20 protein-coding genes are annotated in these 20,926 nt (G+C 70.1%); 4 read left to right on the top strand and 16 right to left on the bottom strand.

Translation table 11 applies throughout. The features are described from left to right. The first annotated feature begins 42 nt into the window (after nucleotides 1-42). The 3 genes from ADK86_RS05485 (at nucleotide 43) to ADK86_RS05475 (ending at nucleotide 3,006) form a co-directional block, all read left to right on the top strand. Entirely contained in the window at nucleotides 43-1,074 is a 1,032-nt protein-coding gene (locus ADK86_RS05485) for a hypothetical protein (RefSeq protein WP_234345724.1), read from the top strand. Then, the gene (locus ADK86_RS05480; RefSeq protein ID WP_234345723.1) at nucleotides 1,025-2,389 is read left to right on the top strand and encodes a DUF4407 domain-containing protein; all 1,365 of its coding nucleotides are present in this window, start codon (nucleotides 1,025-1,027) and stop codon (nucleotides 2,387-2,389) included. Before ADK86_RS05485 ends, ADK86_RS05480 begins: the two co-directional genes overlap by 50 nt. Before the next feature lie 98 nt (nucleotides 2,390-2,487). Beyond that, a complete protein-coding gene (locus tag ADK86_RS05475) occupies nucleotides 2,488-3,006 on the top strand; it encodes a Pycsar system effector family protein (protein ID WP_053695559.1) in 519 nt (172 codons plus the stop codon). Between the two features lie 157 nt (nucleotides 3,007-3,163). On the opposite strand, the gene metK is transcribed toward ADK86_RS05475, so the two are convergent. The 13 genes from metK to pyrR form a co-directional block, all read right to left on the bottom strand. After that, nucleotides 3,164-4,372, bottom strand: coding sequence for a methionine adenosyltransferase (metK, locus tag ADK86_RS05470; protein ID WP_053695558.1), 1,209 nt, complete (start codon nucleotides 4,370-4,372; stop codon nucleotides 3,164-3,166). 204 nt (nucleotides 4,373-4,576) lie between these two features. After that, nucleotides 4,577-5,842 (bottom strand): bifunctional phosphopantothenoylcysteine decarboxylase/phosphopantothenate--cysteine ligase CoaBC, encoded by a 1,266-nt coding sequence (gene coaBC / locus ADK86_RS05465; protein WP_053695557.1) that lies wholly within the window; start codon nucleotides 5,840-5,842, stop codon nucleotides 4,577-4,579. 252 nt (nucleotides 5,843-6,094) lie between these two features. Beyond that, nucleotides 6,095-6,367, bottom strand: coding sequence for a DNA-directed RNA polymerase subunit omega (rpoZ, locus tag ADK86_RS05460; RefSeq protein WP_003982715.1), 273 nt, complete (start codon nucleotides 6,365-6,367; stop codon nucleotides 6,095-6,097). A 38-nt stretch (nucleotides 6,368-6,405) separates the two neighbouring features. Then, entirely contained in the window at nucleotides 6,406-6,999 is a 594-nt protein-coding gene (gene gmk, locus ADK86_RS05455; RefSeq protein WP_043978020.1) for a guanylate kinase, read from the bottom strand. A gap of 38 nt (nucleotides 7,000-7,037) precedes the next feature. Then, the gene (locus tag ADK86_RS05450) at nucleotides 7,038-7,361 is read right to left on the bottom strand and encodes an integration host factor (protein WP_053695556.1); all 324 of its coding nucleotides are present in this window, start codon (nucleotides 7,359-7,361) and stop codon (nucleotides 7,038-7,040) included. A 192-nt stretch (nucleotides 7,362-7,553) separates the two neighbouring features. Further along, nucleotides 7,554-8,411: an orotidine-5'-phosphate decarboxylase gene (pyrF, locus tag ADK86_RS05445; RefSeq protein ID WP_078951840.1), complete on the bottom strand. Its 858-nt coding sequence runs from the start codon at nucleotides 8,409-8,411 to the stop codon at nucleotides 7,554-7,556. Then, nucleotides 8,408-9,520 carry a quinone-dependent dihydroorotate dehydrogenase gene (locus ADK86_RS05440; protein ID WP_053695555.1) on the bottom strand — a complete coding sequence of 371 codons (1,113 nt, stop codon included), beginning with the start codon at nucleotides 9,518-9,520 and terminating at the stop codon, nucleotides 8,408-8,410. The genes pyrF and ADK86_RS05440 overlap by 4 nt, the downstream gene beginning before the upstream one ends. A 90-nt stretch (nucleotides 9,521-9,610) precedes the next feature. Next, entirely contained in the window at nucleotides 9,611-12,922 is a 3,312-nt protein-coding gene (gene carB / locus ADK86_RS05435) for a carbamoyl-phosphate synthase large subunit (protein WP_053695554.1), read from the bottom strand. After that, entirely contained in the window at nucleotides 12,915-14,096 is a 1,182-nt protein-coding gene (gene carA, locus ADK86_RS05430) for a glutamine-hydrolyzing carbamoyl-phosphate synthase small subunit (protein ID WP_053695553.1), read from the bottom strand. The genes carB and carA overlap by 8 nt, the downstream gene beginning before the upstream one ends. Then, a complete protein-coding gene (locus tag ADK86_RS05425) occupies nucleotides 14,093-14,674 on the bottom strand; it encodes a hypothetical protein (RefSeq protein WP_053695552.1) in 582 nt (193 codons plus the stop codon). Before ADK86_RS05425 ends, carA begins: the two co-directional genes overlap by 4 nt. Further along, the gene (locus tag ADK86_RS05420) at nucleotides 14,671-15,960 is read right to left on the bottom strand and encodes a dihydroorotase (RefSeq protein WP_053695551.1); all 1,290 of its coding nucleotides are present in this window, start codon (nucleotides 15,958-15,960) and stop codon (nucleotides 14,671-14,673) included. Before ADK86_RS05420 ends, ADK86_RS05425 begins: the two co-directional genes overlap by 4 nt. After that, a complete protein-coding gene (locus ADK86_RS05415; protein WP_053695550.1) occupies nucleotides 15,960-16,985 on the bottom strand; it encodes an aspartate carbamoyltransferase catalytic subunit in 1,026 nt (341 codons plus the stop codon). Before ADK86_RS05415 ends, ADK86_RS05420 begins: the two co-directional genes overlap by 1 nt. A 94-nt stretch (nucleotides 16,986-17,079) precedes the next feature. Beyond that, nucleotides 17,080-17,655 carry a bifunctional pyr operon transcriptional regulator/uracil phosphoribosyltransferase PyrR gene (pyrR, locus tag ADK86_RS05410; protein WP_053695549.1) on the bottom strand — a complete coding sequence of 192 codons (576 nt, stop codon included), beginning with the start codon at nucleotides 17,653-17,655 and terminating at the stop codon, nucleotides 17,080-17,082. 220 nt (nucleotides 17,656-17,875) lie between these two features. Here pyrR and bldD point away from each other — a divergent pair, with 220 nt between their 5' ends. Then, complete coding sequence (gene bldD / locus ADK86_RS05405) at nucleotides 17,876-18,376, top strand: transcriptional regulator BldD (protein WP_003982726.1); 501 nt, start codon at nucleotides 17,876-17,878, stop codon at nucleotides 18,374-18,376. Nucleotides 18,377-18,523: 147 nt separating this feature from the next. Here bldD and nusB read toward each other — a convergent pair whose 3' ends face one another. From nusB to ADK86_RS05390, 3 genes are all read right to left on the bottom strand, one after another. Continuing rightward, on the bottom strand, nucleotides 18,524-18,958 hold the full coding sequence (nusB, locus tag ADK86_RS05400; RefSeq protein WP_030590658.1) for a transcription antitermination factor NusB: 435 nt from the start codon (nucleotides 18,956-18,958) through the stop codon (nucleotides 18,524-18,526). Between the two features lie 2 nt (nucleotides 18,959-18,960). Next, a complete protein-coding gene (gene efp / locus ADK86_RS05395) occupies nucleotides 18,961-19,527 on the bottom strand; it encodes an elongation factor P (RefSeq protein WP_053695548.1) in 567 nt (188 codons plus the stop codon). A gap of 68 nt (nucleotides 19,528-19,595) precedes the next feature. Further along, nucleotides 19,596-20,702, bottom strand: a complete 1,107-nt coding sequence (locus ADK86_RS05390) for an aminopeptidase P family protein (protein WP_053695547.1) — start codon at nucleotides 20,700-20,702, stop codon at nucleotides 19,596-19,598. Nucleotides 20,703-20,926 lie beyond the last annotated feature (224 nt).

Raw genomic sequence — 20,926 nt, 5'->3', positions numbered from 1 at the left:
TGCCGACCTGAGCAGGAGGCCGACGAAGTGACATACCCGGTAATGATGGAGCAAGCGCTGAGCCCGATCCAGCGCGGGTTTTTCTCCCGTCGACGGCGCACGGACATCCCCCAGCTGCCGCCAGGAGCGGTGTACGTCTTCCAAGTAGGTGGACGGTGCAGCGTCTACCCGGAAGGGACCGCGTTCGACCCGACGTACGCGGAGGCGGTCGACGCCACCTCGGTCAGTCTGGTCGACATGCGTGCCCGGCTGGTCGAGGCCGAACGGATCATCCCCTCGGTGAGCGAGGCCGACGCCTTCACCGTCCGGGCGACTTTCACCTGCCAGGTGACCGATGCCGCCACCGTTGCCCGGCAAGGCGTCATCGACGCGACGGTTCCCCTGCGCGCCTACCTGTCAGGGGAGGATCAGCTGGCACGCGCGAGCGCTGCGCACCGCATCGAGGAAGTCAACGCGGTACGCGAACTGGTGACGCACAGGATGAACGCGTACACCACCATCGTGCCACCGCGCATCGCCGGAATGAGCGTGGAGTACGTCGGCATCGAGGTGCTGACGCCTGAGGACTTGCGCACCTGGGAACAGGAAGTGCGGGACGAGCGCCGGATGCGGGAAATGGTCCGCGGCCAGCGCGAGTTCGAGACGGACGACGTGCATCGCATCGCGGAGCTCCTCTCACAGGGCAGTCACTACGTAGACGCGTTCGGCGTGGCTCGGGAAGACATCAACATCCATGCCATCGCGGCGCGTATCCACCAGGCGGACGCCGACGACAAGGCATACGGCCGACAAGTCGCGGCACATGACAAGCAACGGGCTCACGAGCGCGAAACAGCGGAACGAAACATGCGGCAGGCTCTGTTGCTGGCCGTTCTGGACCATGCGCGAGAGTCCGGTTACGTCGACCACCAGTTGCTCCAGCAGTTGTTGGACCTCGGTAACAGGGCGGGGCCGAATGCCTCGCAAGCCGCAGGAGCCCTGCCGCACGCGGGCGCCGCGCCACGGCCCGCGAATGACGGCCCACATGACGATCACCGCGGCTTCATCAAGGATGAGGACGATCTCCTTGACTGACCTCTTGAAACCACCGGACGGTATCGGCGGGGCGGAATCCCACCGGCTTCACGATCGGTTTTCCCGCAGGCTGCGGGCTTTGACCGGTGTGGACGAAGAGCTGCTCGCCTGGGTCTGGCACGAGCGCAGCAAGTACACGGCGCTCGGGGGCGTCGTGCTGGGCACATCCGTTATCGCCGCATTCTCGATGTGGAATTTCGCCAACGAGGCAGTAGGTGAAGGCACCTTCCTGGCGCTGCTGCCGGCGGCGCTGTGGATGCTCTTCGTACTCAATCTGGACCGCTGGCTGATCGCTCCGCAGCCCAGTCGCAAGCGTCGTGCGGCTCCACTCCTGCTGCGTCTCCTCATCGCCTTCTTCCTGGGGACCGTGGTGGCCGAACCGCTGGTTCTGCGGATCTTCCAGACGGCAGTGGAAAAGCACGTGCAGGACCAGCGGCACGCAGCGGTGGACCGCTTGCGCAGCAATCTCTTGCGATGCAACGCCGACCCGTCGCAGCCGAGCCGGAACCCACCGGTCAACTGCGCAGACCATCTGCTCTCCTTCGGTGCATCACCAGCAAGTGGGTACGAAGAGAACAACGCCCTGCGCAGGGACGCAGCCGCTCTCCAGAAGCGGGTCGACCGGGACACCAACCGTCTGGAAAGTCTCGACACCCAGGTCCGGGACGAATGTCGGCGACTGATCCGCAATATGCGCACCGGACTACTGCAGCGGACATCGGAGTGCCTGCGGTTGCGTGAGAAGGCCAGGGACTATCGGAGCACGCATCACACGGTCGCCAACGAGCAACGGTTGGCGGAGATGTACAAGCAGATCAAAGACGGCGGAAGCCGTCTGGCCGGCTCGCGGGACACCTTCCTCAAGGCCCGTGACAGGGAGATCGCCCAACGCGTCGCCCAAGAACGCGCGAAGCAGCGTGGCATCGGCATCCTGGAGCGGATGCAAGCGCTGGAAGAGCTTGCCGGGAAAAATGCCACGCTGATGACCGGCGTCTGGGTGGTACGACTCCTCTTCATCCTCGTCGATGTCCTGCCGGTTCTCGCCAAGCTGCTCGGCAGCGAGAACAGCTATGACCGTTTGTTGTCGGCCCGGAGCCAGAGCGCGGTGACGATCCACGAGGAAGCCGTACGGACGGCCGAGCGGCAGGCTATGACGGCCTCGGAAATCGTGCGTGAGGAATGCGAAGACCGGGTCAGACGGCGCAAGGCAGAAATCGACGCAGACCGTCGCGAGCACGTGGCGGCCATGCACATCCGGGTCAGTCAGGCAGTGAACGCGTTGGAGGACGAGATGCGACGCGTCTCCTCACCCTGAGCTTCCGCCGGGCTGTGGGGGATCTGCCCGCGGACATCCAACCCCTACATCGTGCTCGGCACTCCTGCCGACTGCGCGTTCACAGGAAGGGAACTGGTGTGGTGGGATCTGGCGGAGATGAAGGGACGGAAAGCGGCGCACGTCTCGCCCGCATATTGCTGTCCGAAACACGCGAGGAAATGCTGAAGGCGGACCACAAGGCCAACGTCGTTCTGACCGTCCTGGGTATGGCTCTGACCGCACTGGTCGGCGCCGTCGGCGCAGGTGGCGTGAGGCCACTGGCCTACGCGGCAAGCGCCCAATCGCTCTTCTGGGCCGGCTGCGCGGCCGTCGCACCGTCGTTCCTGCTACTGGGGCTCGCCATCGTTCCGCGCACAGGAATCGGCCGCCGGGACCGTACCCACTACTTCGGTGACGTGGCTTCCGGGATATCTGTGCGGCAGCTGAAAACCAGGGTGCAGCAAACGAACGCCGAAGAGCGGGACGTGCATCAATTCGCAGTACTGTCCGTGCTGGTCACCGTGAAGTACCGGTGCATACGCCGCGCGATGATCTGGGTCGGCGTGTTCTTGTTCCTCACCACGGGCGGCATTCTGCTGGGGAACTCGCTACGTTGACGACACGAACCCGGCAGGAGCCCGCCGGACTCGTACCGGCCTCCGCTCCCCGTCCGGGCCGATCACGGACAAGCGCAGCTCCGCTCCTCCTGGAAGACCTCCGGCCCCGCCCCGCCAAAGCGGGCCAGGGCCGGAGCCTCACAACGCGGGCGAACCCTTACAACCCCGCAGCCTTCTTCAACGCCTCAACCCGATCCGTCCGCTCCCAGGTGAAGTCCTCCAGCTCGCGGCCGAAGTGGCCGTAGGCGGCGGTCTGGGAGTAGATGGGGCGGAGGAGGTCGAGGTCGCGGATGATGGCGGCCGGGCGGAGGTCGAAGACGTCGGCGATGGCGGTTTCGATCTTGTCGACGTCGACCGTGGCGGTGCCGAAGGTTTCGACGAACAGGCCGACCGGCTCGGCCTTGCCGATGGCGTAGGCGACCTGGACCTCGCAGCGGGCGGCCAGCCCGGCCGCTACGACGTTCTTGGCGACCCAGCGCATGGCGTAGGCGGCGGAACGGTCGACCTTGGACGGGTCCTTGCCGGAGAAGGCGCCGCCGCCGTGGCGGGACATGCCGCCGTAGGTGTCGATGATGATCTTGCGGCCGGTCAGGCCGGCGTCGCCCATCGGGCCGCCGATCTCGAAGCGGCCGGTGGGGTTGACCAGCAGGCGGTAGCCGTCGGTGTCCAGCTTGATGCCGTCCTCGACGAGCTGGTTGAGGACGTGCTCGACGACGAACTCGCGGATGTCCGGGGCGAGGAGGGAGTCGAGGTCGATGTCCGAGGCGTGCTGCGAGGAGACCACGACGGTGTCGAGGCGGACGGCCTTGTGGCCGTCGTACTCGATGGTGACCTGGGTCTTGCCGTCGGGGCGCAGGTAGGGGATGGTGCCGTTCTTGCGGACCTCGGACAGGCGCCGGGACAGGCGGTGCGCGAGGTGGATCGGGAGCGGCATCAGCTCCGGGGTCTCGTCGCAGGCGTAGCCGAACATCAGGCCCTGGTCGCCCGCGCCCTGCTTGTCCAGCTCATCCTCATCGCCCTCGACGCGCTTCTCGTAAGCGGTGTCGACGCCCTGGGCGATGTCCGGGGACTGCGCGCCGATGGAGACCGAGACGCCGCAGGAGGCGCCGTCGAAGCCCTTCTTCGACGAGTCGTAGCCGATCTCGAGGATCTTGTTGCGTACGAGGTTGGGGATGTCGGCGTACGCCTTCGTCGTCACCTCGCCGGCCACGTGGACCAGGCCGGTGGTGATCAACGTCTCGACGGCGACCCGGGAGGCCGGGTCCTCCTTCAGGAGGGCGTCGAGGATGGTGTCGCTGATCTGGTCAGCGATCTTGTCGGGGTGACCCTCGGTCACGGACTCCGAGGTGAACAGGCGGCGGGACACATCGCTCCCTGGGGTTGCAGCGGCTGCTGGCTGATCATTGGCGGAAGGGCCGAGAGCTGCGCTCGGCACGATCCGCGGCCAGTTTATCGGTCATGAGAGGCGTTCGGGCACGCAGTCTCGATTTATGGACCCGCCGTGACCTGGGACACCGCGCCGGGGAGAGGAAGATCTCGTTCCGGCGGAGATCGGGACGGCGGGTTCCGATCATGAGGTTGGAGGGGTGGAAGAGGGCTGCGGGGCGGTCAGGCAGGGGGTCACGAGGTCCCAGACCGTGTCGGCTAGGGCCTCCTTCGGTCCGTACGGTACGGGCGTCTCGGCGCCGTCGGCGGCCAGGATCACCGCCTCGTTCTCCGCCGAGCCGAACGCCTTGTGGTCGCCGACCTCGTTGACGACCAGCAGATCACAACCCTTTCGAGTGAGTTTCGAGCGTCCGTTGGCAAGGACGTCGTCGGTCTCGGCGGCGAAGCCGACGATCACCTGGCCGGGGCGGGGACGGTCCGCGGAGATCTCGGCGAGGATGTCCGGATTGCGGACGAGGGCCACCGGCTCGGGCTCCTGGCCGTCCTTCTTCTTGATCTTTCCGGTGGCGTACGCGGCGGGCCGGAAATCGGCCACGGCGGCCGCCATGACCACCGCGTCGGCGTCCGCCGCCGCCTTCAGCACGGCCTCGCGCAGTTGGACGGCCGTACCGATGTGCACCACGTCCACCCCGGCCGGATCGGGCAGCTCGCTGTTGCCGGCGACGAGCGTGACGCGGGCGCCGCGGGCCACGGCGGTGCGGGCCAGCGCGTACCCCTGTTTGCCGGAGGAACGGTTGCCCAGGTAGCGGACCGGGTCCAGGGGCTCGCGGGTGCCGCCGGCGCTGATGACGACGTGCCGGCCCACGAGGTCCTGTGTCAGGCCGAGCGGGCCGCGGGCCAGGACGCGGCGGCAGGTCTCGAAGATCTCGGCGGGGTCGGGGAAGCGGCCCTTGCCGGTGTCCACGCCGGTCAGCCGCCCGACGGCGGGCTCGATGACGAGGGCGCCGCGGCGGCGCAGCGTGGCGACGTTCTCCTGGGTGGCCGGGTGCTCCCACATCTCGGTGTGCATCGCCGGGGCGAAGACCACCGGGCAGCGCGCGGTGAGGAGGGTGTTGGTCAGCAGGTCGTCGGCCAGGCCGTGGGCGGCCTTGGCGAGCATGTCGGCCGTACAGGGGGCCACCACGACCAGGTCGGCGGACTGGCCGATGCGGACGTGCGGGACCTCGTGGACCGACTCCCACACCTCGGTGGAGGCCGGGTTGCCGGACAGTGCGGCCCAGGTGGCCTCGCCGACGAAGTGCAGGGATGCCGCGGTCGGCACAACCCGGACGTCGTGCCCGGACTCGGTGAGCCGGCGCAGCAGCTCGCACGCCTTGTACGCGGCGATGCCGCCGCTGACCCCGAGGACGACGCGGGGACGGCGCGCCGGCCCGCTCCCGCCCCCCGCCATCCCGGCTGAAGCTCCGCCCCCCGCCTCGGCTCCATCCGCCTGCCCGGCGGCCCGCTGCGCCTCTGTCGGCTTGCCCATCGCGTTCTCTCCCCACTCCGTGGGTTCCGCCCCTGGCGGGGTGCGGACCCCGGTCGGCCAGATCGGCCCGGTCGTTACTCCCCCATGACACACCAAGGGCCCGGCAGCGGCGCTGCCGGGCCCTTGGTCAAGGCGCCGTGCCGGGGTCCTCGGGACGCCGGGGCGCCCGGATGCTCACTGAGCCGGGCCCTCGACGGCCTCGGAGGTCAGCAGACCCGCGTTGATCTCGCGGAGCGCGATCGACAGGGGCTTCTCGTGGACGTGGGTGTCGACCAGCGGGCCGACGTACTCCAGCAGGCCCTCACCGAGCTGCGAGTAGTACGCGTTGATCTGACGGGCGCGCTTGGCGGCGTAGATCACGAGGCTGTACTTCGAGTCGGTGGCCTCGAGAAGCTCATCAATCGGCGGGTTGATGATGCCCTCGGGCGCGGTGATGGAAGAGGACACTCTCTGCCTTCCGAAGGGGGTGTAAACAGGTGTAAAGATCAAAGAACCTTCATCAAGGCTAGCAGCTCACGGCTGACGTCCTCGACGGAGGTGTTGACCAGGGTCTCGTCGAACTCGGGCTCGGCGGCCAGCTCGACCTTGGCGGCCGCCAGGCGGCGCTCGATGACCTCGGGCGCCTCGGTGCCGCGGCCGGTGAGCCGGCGGACCAGCTCGTCCCAGCTCGGCGGGGCCAGGAAGACCAGCTGGGCCTCCTTCATGGACTCACGGACCTGCCGGGCCCCCTGGAGGTCGATCTCCAGCAGGACCGGCTCCCCGGCCTCCAGACGGTCCTGGACGGCCTTGCGGGGGGTGCCGTAGCGGTTGCCCGCGAATTCGGCCCATTCCAGCAGTTCACCGTTGGCGACGAGCTTGTCGAATTCCTCGTCGTCCACGAAGAAGTACTGGACGCCGTGCCGCTCCCCGGGGCGCGGCTTGCGCGTGGTGGCCGACACCGAGAGCCAGACCTCGGGGTGGACCTTGCGCATATGGGCGACGACCGTGCTCTTGCCGACCCCGGAGGGGCCGGAGAGCACGGTCAGCCGCGGACGGGCGTCCGGGGATACGGGGGACGTCCCCCGGGGTGTTGCAGCCATGCGGCGATTATTCCAGTTCCCCGGCGCTGCCAGGAAACTCAGCCGGCTGTCTCGCCGAACTCGCGCTCCAGGGCGGCGATCTGGTTCGTGCCCAGACCGCGGACCCGGCGGCTCTCGGAGATGCCCAGCCTCTCCATGAGCTGCTTGGCGCGGACCTTGCCGACGCCGGGCAGGGACTCAAGGAGGGCGGAGACCTTCATCTTGCCGATGACGTCGTTCTCCTGGCCCTGCTTGATGACGTCATGAAGGGAGGCGCCGGAATTTTTGAGCCGATTTTTGACCTCGGCGCGCTCCCGGCGAGCCGCGGCGGCCTTCTCGAGCGCGGCTGCGCGCTGTTCAGGGGTAAGGGGCGGAAGAGCCACGCCTACGTCACCTCGGATGTCGAACTGTCGGATACGGACCGGTGTGGAACCTAGTCGCCCCGCACCTGCGGAGCAACGAGCAACGCGCTTACGTGCACTGCTCTCGTCGGAGACTAGCGGCCAAGGCGCTCGGAGTCAGCGAGAACAGACGAAAAGTCCTGGTCAGACTCAGCTGACCAGGACATTTCGGGACTAAAGTCCCCGCCGTTCGACCGCTGCCCGCACCTCGTCGGCACATCGGAGGGCGGCCTCGCGAAGTGCGGCGACGTCCGGACCGTGTCGCAGCACCCCCCGGCTGACGCTCGGCACGACGTTGCGGACGGCGTCCCCGAAGACCCGCGGGAGGTCCGCGGGGGTCGCGCCCTGGGCCCCGATGCCGGGTGCGAGCAGCGGCCCGCCGGTCGCCAGGTCGTACGCGGACAGGTCGCCGAGCGTGGCGCCGACGACGGCCCCGTACGAGCCCAGCTCACCGCGGGCGGCGGCGTCGGCGTTGGCCTCCTTCAGGTGGCCCAGTACGGTCGCGGCGACGGTGCGGCCGTCGGCCCGTACCGCGTGCTGGACCTCCTGCCCCTCGGGGTTCGAGGTCAGCGCGAGGGCGAACAGGCCGCAGCCGCTCTCCCTGGCCAGGTCGACGGCCGGGGCGAGCGACCCGAAGCCCAGGTACGGGCTGACGGTGACCGCGTCCGAGAACAGCGGCGAGGCCGGGTCGAGGTAGGTGGCGGCATACGCGGCCATGGTGGAGCCGATGTCGCCGCGCTTGGCGTCCATCAGGACCAGGGCACCGGCCTCCCGGGCCGCCGCGACGGTCTCCTCCAGGACGGCGATGCCGCGCGAGCCGAAGCGCTCGAAGAAGGCGGACTGCGGCTTGAGGACGGCGACGCGGTCGGCCAGCGCCTCGACGACGGTCCGGGAGAAGGCCGCCAGGCCCGCCACGTCGTCGCTCAGGCCCCAGTCGGCCAGCAGCGAGGCGTGCGGGTCGATGCCGACGCAGAGCGGGCCGCGGGCGTCCATGGCGGCCCGCAGACGGGCGCCGAAAGGTACGGGGCTCACGAGGAGGTCACCTTCTTGTGCTCGGCGCCGACCGCGTCGGCGAGGGTGGCGTACGGGCTGTTGCGCAGGCGCGCGGCGAGGCCCTTGTGGAGGGCGCGGGCGTAGAACGGGCCCTCGTAGATGAAGGCGCTGTAGCCCTGCACCAGGGTGGCGCCGGCGAGGATGCGCTGCCAGGCGTCCTCGGCGGTCGCGATGCCGCCGACGCCGATCAGGGTGACCCGGTCGCCGACGCGGGCGTACAGGCGCCGCAGCACCTCCAGGGAGCGTTCCTTGACCGGCGCGCCGGACAGGCCGCCGGTCTCCCGGACCAGGGCCGGGTCGGAGACCAGGCCGAGGCTGTCGCGGGCGATGGTGGTGTTGGTGGCGATGATGCCGTCCAGGCCCAGTTCCACGGCGAGGTCGGCGACCGCGTCCACGTCCTCGTCGGCGAGGTCCGGCGCGATCTTGACCAGCAGCGGGACGCGCCGCCCGGTGACGGTGCGGTCGGCCGCCTCGCGGACCGCGGTGAGCAGCGGGCGCAGGTGGTCGACGGCCTGGAGGTTGCGCAGGCCGGGGGTGTTCGGCGAGGAGACGTTGACGACCAGGTAGTCGGCGTGTCCGGCGAGCCGCTCCGTGGAGGTCACGTAGTCGGCGATCGCCTCCTCCTCGGGGACGACCTTGGTCTTGCCGATGTTGACGCCCAGCGTCGTACGGAAGACCGGGTTGCGGGCGGCCAGGCGGGCCGCCACGGCCGCCGAACCGTCGTTGTTGAAGCCCATGCGGTTGATGAGCGCGCGGTCCGGCACGAGGCGGAACAGGCGCTTCTTGGGGTTGCCGGGCTGCGGCTCGGCGGTGACCGTGCCGATCTCGACGTGGTCGAAGCCGAGCATGGCCATGCCGTCGACGGCGACGGCGTTCTTGTCGAAGCCGGCGGCCAGCCCGAAGGGGCCGTGCATGCGGCGGCCCAGGGCCTCGACGCGCAGCTCCTTGTAGCGGGGGGCCAGGACGGCCGCGGCGAAGGTGCGCAGCACGGGGATGCGCGCGGCCAGCCGGATCCAGCGGAAGGCCAAGTGGTGGGCCTTCTCGGGGTCCATGCGCTGGAAGATCAGTTTGAAGAAGAGGGGGTACACGAGCGGGCGGGGCCTTCCGCGGGTCGAGAGGTCGGGGAGACGGGGCTCATGAAGAGGGGGACACCGCGGCCGGTGTCCCCCTCGGGGCCCTTACTCCTCGCGGGCCGCGGTCAGCTGCCGCGCGTGTTCCTGGAGGGAGCGCACGCCCACGTCACCGCGGGACATCGCCTCGATGCCCTGGACCGCGGCGGCCAGCGCCTGGACCGTGGTCAGGCACGGGACGGCGCGGGCGACGGCGGCGGTGCGGATGTCGTAGCCGTCCAGGCGGCCGCCGGTGCCGTACGGCGTGTTGACGATCAGGTCGACCTCGCCGTCGTGGATGAGCTGGACGATGGTCTTCTCGCCGTTGGGCCCCTCACCCTCGCTCTTCTTGCGGACGACGGTGGCGTTGATGCCGTTGCGGCGCAGCACCTCGGCGGTGCCGGAGGTGGCCAGCAGCTCGAAGCCATGGGCGACCAGCTCGCGCGCCGGGAAGATCATCGCGCGCTTGTCGCGGTTGGCGACGGACACGAACGCCCGGCCCTTGGTGGGCAGCGCGCCGTACGCGCCGGACTGCGACTTGGCGTACGCCGTGCCGAAGACCGAGTCGATGCCCATGACCTCGCCGGTGGAGCGCATCTCCGGGCCCAGCACGGTGTCCACGCCCTGCCCGGTGACGTCGCGGAACCGCGACCAGGGCATCACGGCCTCCTTGACGGAGATCGGCGAGTCCAGCGGCAGGGTGCCGCCGTCGCCGCTCTTCGGCAGCATGCCCTCGGCGCGCAGCTCGGCGATGGTGGCGCCCAGCGAGATACGGGCGGCGGCCTTGGCCAGCGGTACCGCGGTCGCCTTCGAGGTGAAGGGGACCGTACGGGAGGCGCGCGGGTTGGCCTCCAGGACGTACAGGATGTCGCCCGCCATCGCAAACTGGATGTTGATCAGGCCGCGCACGCCGACGCCCTTGGCGATGGCCTCGGTGGAGGCCCGCAGGCGCTTGATGTCGTAGCCGCCGAGGGTGATGGGCGGCAGCGCGCAGGCGGAGTCGCCGGAGTGGATGCCGGCTTCCTCGATGTGCTCCATGACGCCGCCGAGGTAGAGCTCGTGGCCGTCGTAGAGGGCGTCCACGTCGATCTCGATGGCGTCGTCCAGGAAGCGGTCGATGAGGACCGGGTGCTGGTCGATCAGGCCGGCGTGCCGCTCCAGGTAGGCGGCGAGCGAGGGCTCGTCGTAGACGATCTCCATGCCGCGGCCGCCGAGGACGTAGGACGGCCGGACCATGACCGGGTAGCCGATCTCGGCGGCGATGCCCTTGGCCTCGTCGAAGGAGTAGGCGGTGCCGTACTTGGGGGCGGGCAGGCCCGCCTCGGTCAGCACCTGGCCGAAGGCGCCGCGCTCCTCGGCGAGGTCGATGGCCTCCGGGGAGGTGCCGACGATCGGTACGCCGTTGTCCTTCAGCGCCTGCGCCAGGCCCAGCGGGGTCTGGCCGCCGAGCTGGACGACGACGCCCGCGACCGGGCCCGCGGCCTGCTCGGCGTGCACGATCTCCAGCACGTCTTCGAGCGTCAGCGGCTCGAAGTACAGGCGGTCGGAGGTGTCGTAGTCGGTGGAGACGGTCTCCGGGTTGCAGTTGACCATGACGGTCTCGTAGCCCGCGTCGGAGAGCGCGAAGGAGGCGTGGACGCAGGAGTAGTCGAACTCGATGCCCTGGCCGATGCGGTTCGGGCCGGAGCCCAGGATGATCACCGCGGGCTTCTCGCGGGGCGCGACCTCGCTCTCCTCGTCGTAGGACGAGTAGAAGTACGGGGTCTTCGCGGCGAACTCGGCGGCGCAGGTGTCGACCGTCTTGTAGACCGGGCGGACGCCGAGGGCGTGCCGGACCTCGCGCACGACCTCCTCCGTCAGACCGCGGATCGCGGCGATCTGGAAGTCCGAGAAGCCGTGCCGCTTGGCGTACGCCAGCACCTCGGGGCCGAGCTGGTCGGCGGCCGCGATCTCGTCGGCGATCTCCTTGACCAGGAAGAGCTGGTCGACGAACCACGGGTCGATCTTCGTGGCGTCGAAGACCTCCTGAGGGGTGGCGCCGGCCCGGATGGCCTGCATGACGGTGTTGATCCGGCCGTCCGTGGGGATCCCGGCCTTCTCCAGCAGCGCCGCCTTGTCGCCCGGGTCGCCGGTGAAGTCGAACTGGCTGCCCTTCTTCTCCAGCGAGCGCAGCGCCTTGTTGAGCGCCTCGGTGAAGTTGCGGCCGATGGCCATCGCCTCGCCGACCGACTTCATGGTGGTGGTCAGCCGGGCGTCCGCCGCCGGGAATTTCTCGAAGGCGAAGCGCGGGACCTTGACCACGACGTAGTCGAGGGTCGGCTCGAAGGACGCCGGGGTCTGCTCGGTGATGTCGTTGGGGATCTCGTCGAGCGTGTAGCCGACGGCCAGCCGGGCGGCGATCTTCGCGATCGGGAAGCCGGTGGCCTTGGAGGCGAGCGCCGAGGAGCGCGAGACGCGCGGGTTCATCTCGATGACGATGACCCGGCCGTCGACGGGGTTGACCGCGAACTGGATGTTGCAGCCGCCGGTGTCCACGCCGACCTCGCGGATCACGGCGATGCCGATGTCGCGCAGGGTCTGGTACTCGCGGTCGGTGAGCGTCATCGCCGGGGCGACGGTGATGGAGTCACCGGTGTGCACGCCCATCGGGTCGAAGTTCTCGATGGAGCAGACGACCACGACGTTGTCGTTCTTGTCGCGCATCAGCTCCAGCTCGTACTCCTTCCAGCCCAGGATGGACTCCTCCAGGAGCACCTCGGTGGTCGGCGACAGGGCCAGGCCCTGGCCGGCGATGCGGCGCAGCTCGTCCTCGTCGTGGGCGAAGCCGGAGCCGGCACCGCCCATGGTGAAGGACGGGCGCACGACGACCGGGTAGCCGCCCAGCTCCTCGACGCCCTTCATGACATCGTCCATGGAGTGGCAGATGTAGGAGCGCGCGGACTCGCCGTGGCCGATCTTGCGGCGGACCGCCTCGACGACCTCCTTGAACAGGTCGCGGTCCTCGCCCTTGTTGATCGCCTCGACGTTGGCGCCGATCAGCTCGACGCCGTACTGCTCAAGGGTCCCGGACTCGTGCAGCGAGATCGCGGTGTTCAGCGCGGTCTGGCCGCCCAGGGTGGGCAGCAGGGCGTCCGGGCGCTCCTTGGCGATGATCTTCTCGACGAATTCCGGGGTGATCGGCTCGACGTAGGTGGCGTCGGCGATCTCCGGGTCGGTCATGATCGTGGCCGGGTTGGAGTTGACCAGGATGACCCGCAGGCCCTCGGCCTTCAGGACCCGGCACGCCTGGGTGCCGGAGTAGTCGAACTCGGCTGCCTGGCCGATGACGATCGGGCCGGAGCCGATGACCAGGACGGACTGGATATCGGTGCGCTTAGGCACGCTGGCCCTCCATGAGCTGGACGAAGCGGTCGAACAGGTAGGCCGCGTCGTGCGGGCCCGCGGCGGCCTCGGGGTGGTACTGGACGCTGAAGGCCGGCCGGTCGAGGAGCTGGAGCCCCTCCACCACGTCGTCGTTCAGGCAGACGTGGGAGACCTCGGCGCGCCCGTAGGGGGTCTCGGAGATCTTGTCGAGCGGGGCGTCCACGGCGAAGCCGTGGTTGTGCGCGGTGACCTCGACCTTGCCGGTCGTACGGTCCTGCACCGGCTGGTTGATGCCGCGGTGCCCGTACTTGAGCTTGTACGTGCCGAAGCCCAGCGCGCGGCCGAGGATCTGGTTGCCGAAGCAGATGCCGAACAGCGGCGTGCCGCGCTCCAGCACCGCCCGCATGACGGAGACCGGGTGGTCGGCGGTGGCCGGGTCGCCCGGGCCGTTGGAGAAGAACACACCGTCCGGGTTGACGGCGTAGACGTCCTCGGCGGTGGCGGTGGCGGGCAGCACGTGCACCTCGATGCCGCGCTCGGCCATGCGGTACGGGGTCATGCCCTTGATGCCCAGGTCGACGGCGGCGACCGTGAAGCGCTTCGTGCCCTGCGCGGGGACCACGTACGCCTCCTTGGTCGCGACCTCGGCGGACAGGTCGGCGCCCTTCATCTGCGGGGCCGACTGCACCTTGGCCAGCAGCGCCGCCTCGTCGGCGAGGCCGGAGCCGGCCGGGCCGTCCAGCGCCGGGCCGGAGAAGATGCCGACCCGCATCGCGCCGCGCTCGCGCAGGTGGCGGGTGAGCGCGCGGGTGTCGATGCCGCTGATGCCGACGACGCCCTGGGCGGCCAGTTCGTCGTCGAGGGTGCGGGCCGAGCGCCAGTTGGACGGGGTGCGGGCGGGGTCGCGTACGACGAAGCCGGAGACCCAGATGCGGGCGGACTCCGGGTCCTCGTCGTTGACGCCCGTGTTGCCGATGTGCGGGGCGGTCATGACGACCACCTGGCGGTGGTACGAGGGGTCGGTCAGGGTTTCCTGGTAGCCGGTCATGCCGGTGGAGAACACCGCTTCGCCGAAGGTCTCCCCCACGGCCCCGTAAGCACGGCCGCGGAAGGAGCGGCCGTCCTCCAGGACGAGTATGGCGGGAGACGCCGCCCTCCTCTTCGAGGCGTTCCCCTGGATGGAGGTCGTCATCGTGCGCCTTCCGTTTCGGTGGTCTTGCTGTTCTTGCTGGTCAGGTCGGTCAGGGCGGTGACCCAGGCGGTGTGCTCGGCGGCCTGGTCGGACCGGAAGCCGGAGTCCAGCTCCCGGTCGCCGTGCGCCCAGGTGATCACCAGCAGGCCGCCCTCGGGCAGGACCTTGCCGGCGATGCCCTTGTCCAGGCGGGCGCCGCGCAGCGCCGCGGCCGGGACGAAGAAGTCCTGCGCGCCAGGCCGTACGACGTGCACGCCGGCGTCGGTCAGGGTCAGCTCGGCACGGCTGCGGGTGCCCAGGCCGCGCGCGACGACGCGGTCCAGCCACTGCCCGGCGGTCGTCGAGCCGTGGTAGCGGCCGGTCATCGTCAGCCGCGGCTCACCGGCGTCCCCGGGTGCCGTGGGCAGCTCGGGCAGGTCGCCCTGGAGGGTGCCGCGCCACTTCCAGCCCTCGCGCATCAGCCAGTAGAGGAGCGCGACGAACAGGAGCAGTCCGACGACCCAGCCGATCCGGGCCGCCCAGTCGGTGACCTCGGCGGACTTCTGCTCGGCTGCCAGTTGGATGATGGAAGATGTCACGCCAGATTCCCGTCCACGACCGTTGCCCGGCCCCGCAGGAAGGTGTGGGTCACGCGACCCGGCAGCTCACGGCCCTCGTAGGGCGTGTTGCGGCTGCGGGAGGCGAAGCCCGCGGGGTCCACGGGTCCACGGTATGCCGGATCGACCAGCGTGAGGTTGGCGGGCTCGCCAGGCGAGACGGGGCGGCCGTGGCCCTTGAGACGGCCGATCCCGGCGGGGCGGAAGGACATCCGGTCGGCGACGCCGGCCCAGTCGAGCAGGCCGGTGTCGACCATCGTGTGCTGGACGACGGACAGCGCCGTCTCCAGGCCGACCATGCCCATGGCGGCCGCGCCCCACTCGCAGTCCTTGTCCTCGTGCGGGTGCGGGGCGTGGTCGGTGGCGACGCAGTCGATGGTGCCGTCGGCCAGCGCCTCGCGCAGCGCGAGCACGTCGGCCTCCGTGCGCAGCGGCGGGTTCACCTTGTAGACGGGGTTGTAGGACCGTACGAGCTCGTCGGTCAGCAGCAGGTGGTGCGGGGTGACCTCGGCGGTGACGTTCCAGCCCTTGGACTTCGCCCAGCGGACGATCTCGACGGACCCCGCGGTGGACAGGTGGCAGATGTGCACCCGCGAACCGACGTGCGCGGCGAGCAGCACGTCCCGCGCGATGATCGACTCCTCGGCCACCGCGGGCCAGCCGGCCAGGCCCAGCTCGGCGGAGACGATGCCCTCGTTCATCTGGGCGCCGGCGGTCAGCCGCGGCTCCTGGGCATGCTGGGCGATCACGCCGTCGAAAGCCTTCACGTACTCCAGCGCGCGCCGCATGATCACCGCGTCGTCCACGCACTTGCCGTCGTCGGAGAAGACCCGTACGCCCGCCGCCGAGTCGTGCATGGCGCCCAGCTCGGCGAGCTTCTTGCCCTCCAGCCCGACCGTCACGGCGCCGACCGGCTGCACGTCGCAGTAGCCGGACTCCTTGCCCAGGCGCCACACCTGCTCGACCACGCCGGCGGTGTCCGCGACGGGGAAGGTGTTGGCCATGGCGTGTACGGCGGTGAACCCGCCGACGGCGGCGGCCCTGGTGCCGGTCAGGACCGTCTCGGAGTCCTCGCGGCCCGGCTCGCGCAGGTGGGTGTGCAGGTCGACCAGGCCGGGCAGCAGGATCTGTCCCGCGGCCTCGACGATCGTCGCGCCCTCGGTGCCGGTCAGTTCGTTGCCGACGGCGGTGATCACACCGTCGGTGATCAGGACGTCCTGCGCCTCGCCACCCAGGACCTTCGCCCCGCGGATCAGGGTCTTGCTCATTACTTGCTCTCCTCAGTACGCGTGGCGGGGCGGCGCGCAGCGCCTCCGTCCGGGGCGGTGGCGGGTGACGGGTGGGCAGTGGTGACGGCGGGCTCGTTGCCGCCCAGCAGCAGGTACAGGACGGCCATACGGATGCTGACACCGTTGGCCACCTGCTCGACGGCGGTGCAGCGCGGCGAGTCGGCGACCTCGGCGGTGATCTCCATGCCGCGGTTCATCGGGCCGGGGTGCATCACGATCGCGTGGTCGGGCATCCGGCCCATCCGGTCGCCGTCGAGGCCGTAGCGCCGGGCGTACTCCCGCTCGGTGGGGAAGAAGGCGGCGTTCATCCGCTCGCGCTGGACGCGCAGCATCATGACCGCGTCGGACTTGGTCAGCACCGCGTCGAGGTCGTAGCTGACCTCGCAGGGCCACCGCTCGACGCCGATCGGCACCAGGGTGGGCGGCGCGACCAGCGTCACCTCGGCGCCCAGCGTGGTCAGCAGGTGGACGTTGGAGCGGGCCACCCGGCTGTGCAGGATGTCGCCGACGATGGTGATGTGGCGTCCGGAAAGGTCCTGGCCGGCGCCGTCGGTCAGGTGGCGGCGCATGGTGAAGGCGTCCAGGAGGGCCTGGGTGGGGTGCTCGTGCGTACCGTCGCCCGCGTTGACGACCGAGCCGCCGATCCAGCCGGAGGTGGCCAGGCGGTGCGGGGCGCCGGAGTCGCCGTGCCGGATGACGACGGCGTCCGCGCCCATCGCCTCCAGGGTCAGGGCGGTGTCCTTCAGGGACTCGCCCTTGGAGACGGACGAGCCCTTCGCGGAGAAGTTGATGACGTCTGCGGAGAGCCGCTTGGCGGCGGCCTCGAAGGAGATGCGGGTGCGCGTGGAGTCCTCGAAGAAGAGGTTGACGACGGTGCGTCCGCGCAGCGTGGGGAGCTTCTTGATCGGCCGGTCCGCCACCCGGGCCATCTCCTCGGCGGTGTCGAGGATCAGGACGGCATCGTCGCGGGTGAGGTCGGCGGCCGAGATGAGATGACGCTTCATCCGGTTTTCTCCGTGATTGATGGAGGTGTACGGGTATGTCCGACGAGCAGGCAGGGGTGCGGGCCCGGCGGCACCGGGTCCGTACGGGGGTGTGCTACTGCTCGCCGGCCGGGGCGGCCGGCTTCACGCCGAGCAGCACGGCGTCCCGGCCGTCCTCCTCGGTGAGCTGGACCTTGACCGTCTCCCGCAGCGACGTGGGGAGGTTCTTGCCCACGTAGTCGGCGCGGATCGGCAGCTCGCGGTGGCCGCGGTCGACCAGGACGGCGAGCTGCACGGCACGCGGGCGGCCGATGTCGTTCAGGGCGTCGAGGGCGGCACGGATCGTACGGCCGGAGAAGAGCACGTCGTCGACGAGGAGGACCACCCGGCCCTCGATGCCGTCACCGGGGATGTCGGTGCGGGCGAGCGCGCGGGCCGGGCCCAGGCGCAGGTCGTCGCGGTACATGGTGATGTCGAGCGAGCCGACCGGGACCGGGCGGCCGGTGATCTCTTCGAGCTTGGCGGCCAGCCGGCGGGCGAGGAAGACGCCGCGGGTGGGGATGCCGAGGAGCACCACGTCGCCGGCGCCCTTGGCGCGTTCGACGATCTCGTGGGCGATGCGGGTGAGCATGCGCGTGATGTCCGGGCCTTCGAGGACCGGACGCGCAGCGTTGGAGCTGGGGGCGTCCATGACGAACGGACCTCCTTCTCCGCCTCACAGGACGGACTTTAAAGGACGTCGGAATTACGTTGTTCACGGTATCAGGACCCGCGGCGTGGTCCGACAACACCCCTTCGGGACCACCGTGTGACTCATTCGGCTTGACGATGCCGAATTACGCTGCGTAACCTCACAGTGAGTTACCAGCGCGCGGCCGCGCCGCACGCCTACACAGCGTCCGGGGAGCTTTATGTCCAGCGAATACGCCAAACAGCTCGGGGCCAAGCTCCGCGCCATCCGCACCCAGCAGGGCCTCTCTCTCCACGGTGTCGAGGAGAAGTCCCAGGGCCGCTGGAAGGCCGTGGTGGTGGGCTCGTACGAGCGCGGCGACCGTGCCGTGACCGTGCAGCGCCTGGCCGAGCTGGCCGACTTCTACGGCGTGCCGGTGCAGGAACTGCTGCCGGGCACGACCCCGGGCGGCGCCGCCGAGCCGCCGCCGAAGCTGGTCCTGGATCTGGAGCGGCTGGCCCACGTCCCCGCCGAGAAGGCCGGCCCGCTGCAGCGCTACGCCGCCACGATCCAGAGCCAGCGCGGCGACTACAACGGCAAGGTCCTCTCGATCCGCCAGGACGACCTGCGCACCCTCGCGGTGATCTACGACCAGTCGCCCTCCGTGCTGACCGAGCAGCTCATCAGCTGGGGCGTGCTGGACGCCGACGCGCGCCGCGCGGTGCAGCACGAGGACATCTGACCGCACCGGCGTCACCTGCAGAAACGTACCGCCGCTCCGGAGGCTTCCGGGCGGCGGTTTTCTGTGTGCCGCCGCCCCCAGGGCGAAGGGGGTGTGCGAAGGGCCCGGAGCGTCCCGCTCCGGGCCCTTTCACGATCCACCGCTGCCTTACCGCGCCTCGCGCCGCAGGCTCGGCTTCAGTTCCTTCAGACGGGCGAGCAGGCCGTTGACGAAGGCCGGCGACTCGTCCGTGGAGAATTCCTTGGCCAGCTGTACCGCTTCGTCGATGGCCACGGCGTCCGGGGTCTCGTCCACCCAGATCAGCTCGTAGGCGCCGAGCCGCAGGACGTTGCGGTCCACCGTCGGCATCCGGTCCAGCGTCCAGCCGACGGAGTAGGTGGCGAGCAGTTCGTCGATGCGCTCGACGTGCTCCGCGTACCCCTCGACCAGTTGCAGGGTGTACTCGTTGACCGGCGGCTGCCGCGGGTCGGTCCGGGCGTGACGCATCCAGTCCGCCAGCACGGACTGCACCTCGGCTCCGCGCTGATCGGCCTCGAAGAGGATCTGGAAGGCGCGCTTGCGGGCCTTGTTGCGGGCGGCCACGGTTAGCTGTTCACCCGGCCGAGGTACTCACCGGAGCGGGTGTCGACCTTGATCTTCTCGCCGGTCGTGATGAACAGCGGGACCTGGATCTGGTAGCCGGTCTCCAGGGTGGCGGGCTTGGTGCCGCCGGTGGAGCGGTCGCCCTGGACGCCGGGCTCGGTCTCCTTGATGGTCAGCTCGACCGCGGCCGGCAGCTCGACGTAGAGCACCTGGCCCTCGTTCTGCGCCACGACCGCCTCGAAGCCCTCGAGCAGGTAGTTGGCGGCGTCACCGACGGTCTTGCGGTCGATGTGCAGCTGGTCGTAGGTGTCCATGTCCATGAAGACGAAGTAGTCGCCGTCCATGTACGAGAACTGCATGCCGCGCTTGTCGACGTTGGCCGTCTCGACCTTCACACCGGCGTTGAAGGTCTTGTCCACCACCTTGCCGGACAGCACGTTCTTGAGCTTGGTGCGGACGAAGGCCGGGCCCTTGCCGGGCTTGACGTGCTGGAACTCGACGACGGACCAGAGCTGGCCGCCTTCGAGCTTGAGCACCATGCCGTTCTTGAGGTCGTTCGTGGATGCCACGGTTGCGGAATCTCCTGGACTGCAGGTGGTGGGGACCCGGAAGACGCACGCTCCGAGCCCGTCAAGGCTCAGAGGGCGAGCAGCTCCTTGGTCGTGATCGTGAGTAGCTCTGGCCCGCCGTCCGCCTCGGGGCGGACGACGAGTGTGTCGTCGATCCGGACGCCGCCGCGGCCCGGGATGTGAACCCCTGGATCGACGGTGACCGGCACGCAAGCGTCCAGTTTACCCATGGCCGCAGGTGACAGCCGAGGGTCCTCGTCGATTTCCAGGCCCACACCGTGTCCAGTGCCCGGCCCGAGCCGCTCCCCGTGCCCCGCGCCGACCAGGACCTGGCGCGCCGCGCGGTCCACCTCACGGCACTCCACGCCGGGCGCCAGCGCCTCCCGCCCGGCCCGCTGGGCTGCGAAAACGAGGTCGTACAGCTCGATCTGCCAGTCCGCCGGCGTGGTGCCGATGACAAACGTCCGGCCGATCTCGCAGCGGTAACCCCGGTAGTTCGCACCCAGGTTGACGGAGAGGAAGTCGCCCTCCTCGACGCGCCGGTCGGTGGGCGGATGGCCGGGGCGGCCCGCGTTCGGGCCGGTGCCGACCGAGGTGGGGAAGGCCGGGCCGTCCGCGCCGTGGTCCACCAGGCGGCGCTCCAGCTCCAGGGCCAGGTGCCGTTCCGTACGGCCCACCAGAATCGACTCCAGCAACTCGCCGAGCGCCTGGTCGGTGATCTCGGCGGCGATCCGCAGACAGGAGATCTCCTCGTCGTCCTTGACGACCCGCTGCGCCTCGACGGCGCGGGCCAGGTCGGCGAGCCGCAGCCGCGGGGCGACCTGGGCGAGCGCGCGGTGCCGGGCGACGGTCAGATGGTGCTCCTCGACGGCGAGCGTACCGGCCCCGGCCCGGGCGGCCTCGTCGGCGGCGGCCACGACCGGGTCGCCGTCCGGGGTCGGCAGCTCGCAGACCCGCAGTTCCTCCGTCGGACGCCCCTCCGCCGGGTCCCCGCTCAGCGGCCCCCCGGTCAGCAGCAGGTCGTCGGCCGGGCCGAGCAGCAGGGCCGCGCCGGGCGGCGCGCAACCGGTGAGGTAGCGGATGTTGGCGGGACGCGAGATCAGCGCCGCGGCGCTTCCGGCGGCGACGCAGCGGTCGCGCACCCGCGTACGCCGGGCCGAGTACAGCTCGGACATGCACCGAGCGTACGGGCCCCGGTCTCGCCCGGCCGGTCGGGCGGGTCCGGCCGGGGGATCACGGGCTGCTCCTGGCCGGGCGGGCGGAAGGCGGCGGCCCTACAGGGCAAATCGAACGTGATCGTTCCCCCGGCGGGGGGATACCCGCACCCGGGCGGCGGGAACCCCCTGGAAACCACACCAACCCCCGCCGCCAACCGCCCCCCCCCCCTCCCCCCCCCACC

Source organism: Streptomyces sp. NRRL F-5755 (assembly GCF_001279365.1).
Taxonomy (GTDB): domain Bacteria; phylum Actinomycetota; class Actinomycetes; order Streptomycetales; family Streptomycetaceae; genus Streptomyces; species Streptomyces rimosus.
This window is presented reverse-complemented; position numbering and strand designations above follow the sequence as displayed.

Coding starts and splice junctions, on each gene's coding strand:
- pyrR (WP_053695549.1), bottom strand. CDS start 17,655: ATGGACGCCCCCAGCTCCAACGCTGCGCGTCCGGTCCTCGAAGGCCCG.
- ADK86_RS05420 (WP_053695551.1), bottom strand. CDS start 15,960: ATGAGCAAGACCCTGATCCGCGGGGCGAAGGTCCTGGGTGGCGAGGCG.
- ADK86_RS05415 (WP_053695550.1), bottom strand. CDS start 16,985: ATGAAGCGTCATCTCATCTCGGCCGCCGACCTCACCCGCGACGATGCC.
- carA (WP_053695553.1), bottom strand. CDS start 14,096: ATGACGACCTCCATCCAGGGGAACGCCTCGAAGAGGAGGGCGGCGTCT.
- ADK86_RS05485 (WP_234345724.1), top strand. CDS start 43: ATGATGGAGCAAGCGCTGAGCCCGATCCAGCGCGGGTTTTTCTCCCGT.
- ADK86_RS05480 (WP_234345723.1), top strand. CDS start 1,025: ATGACGATCACCGCGGCTTCATCAAGGATGAGGACGATCTCCTTGACT.
- bldD (WP_003982726.1), top strand. CDS start 17,876: ATGTCCAGCGAATACGCCAAACAGCTCGGGGCCAAGCTCCGCGCCATC.
- ADK86_RS05390 (WP_053695547.1), bottom strand. CDS start 20,702: ATGTCCGAGCTGTACTCGGCCCGGCGTACGCGGGTGCGCGACCGCTGC.
- coaBC (WP_053695557.1), bottom strand. CDS start 5,842: ATGGCGGGGGGCGGGAGCGGGCCGGCGCGCCGTCCCCGCGTCGTCCTC.
- gmk (WP_043978020.1), bottom strand. CDS start 6,999: ATGGCTGCAACACCCCGGGGGACGTCCCCCGTATCCCCGGACGCCCGT.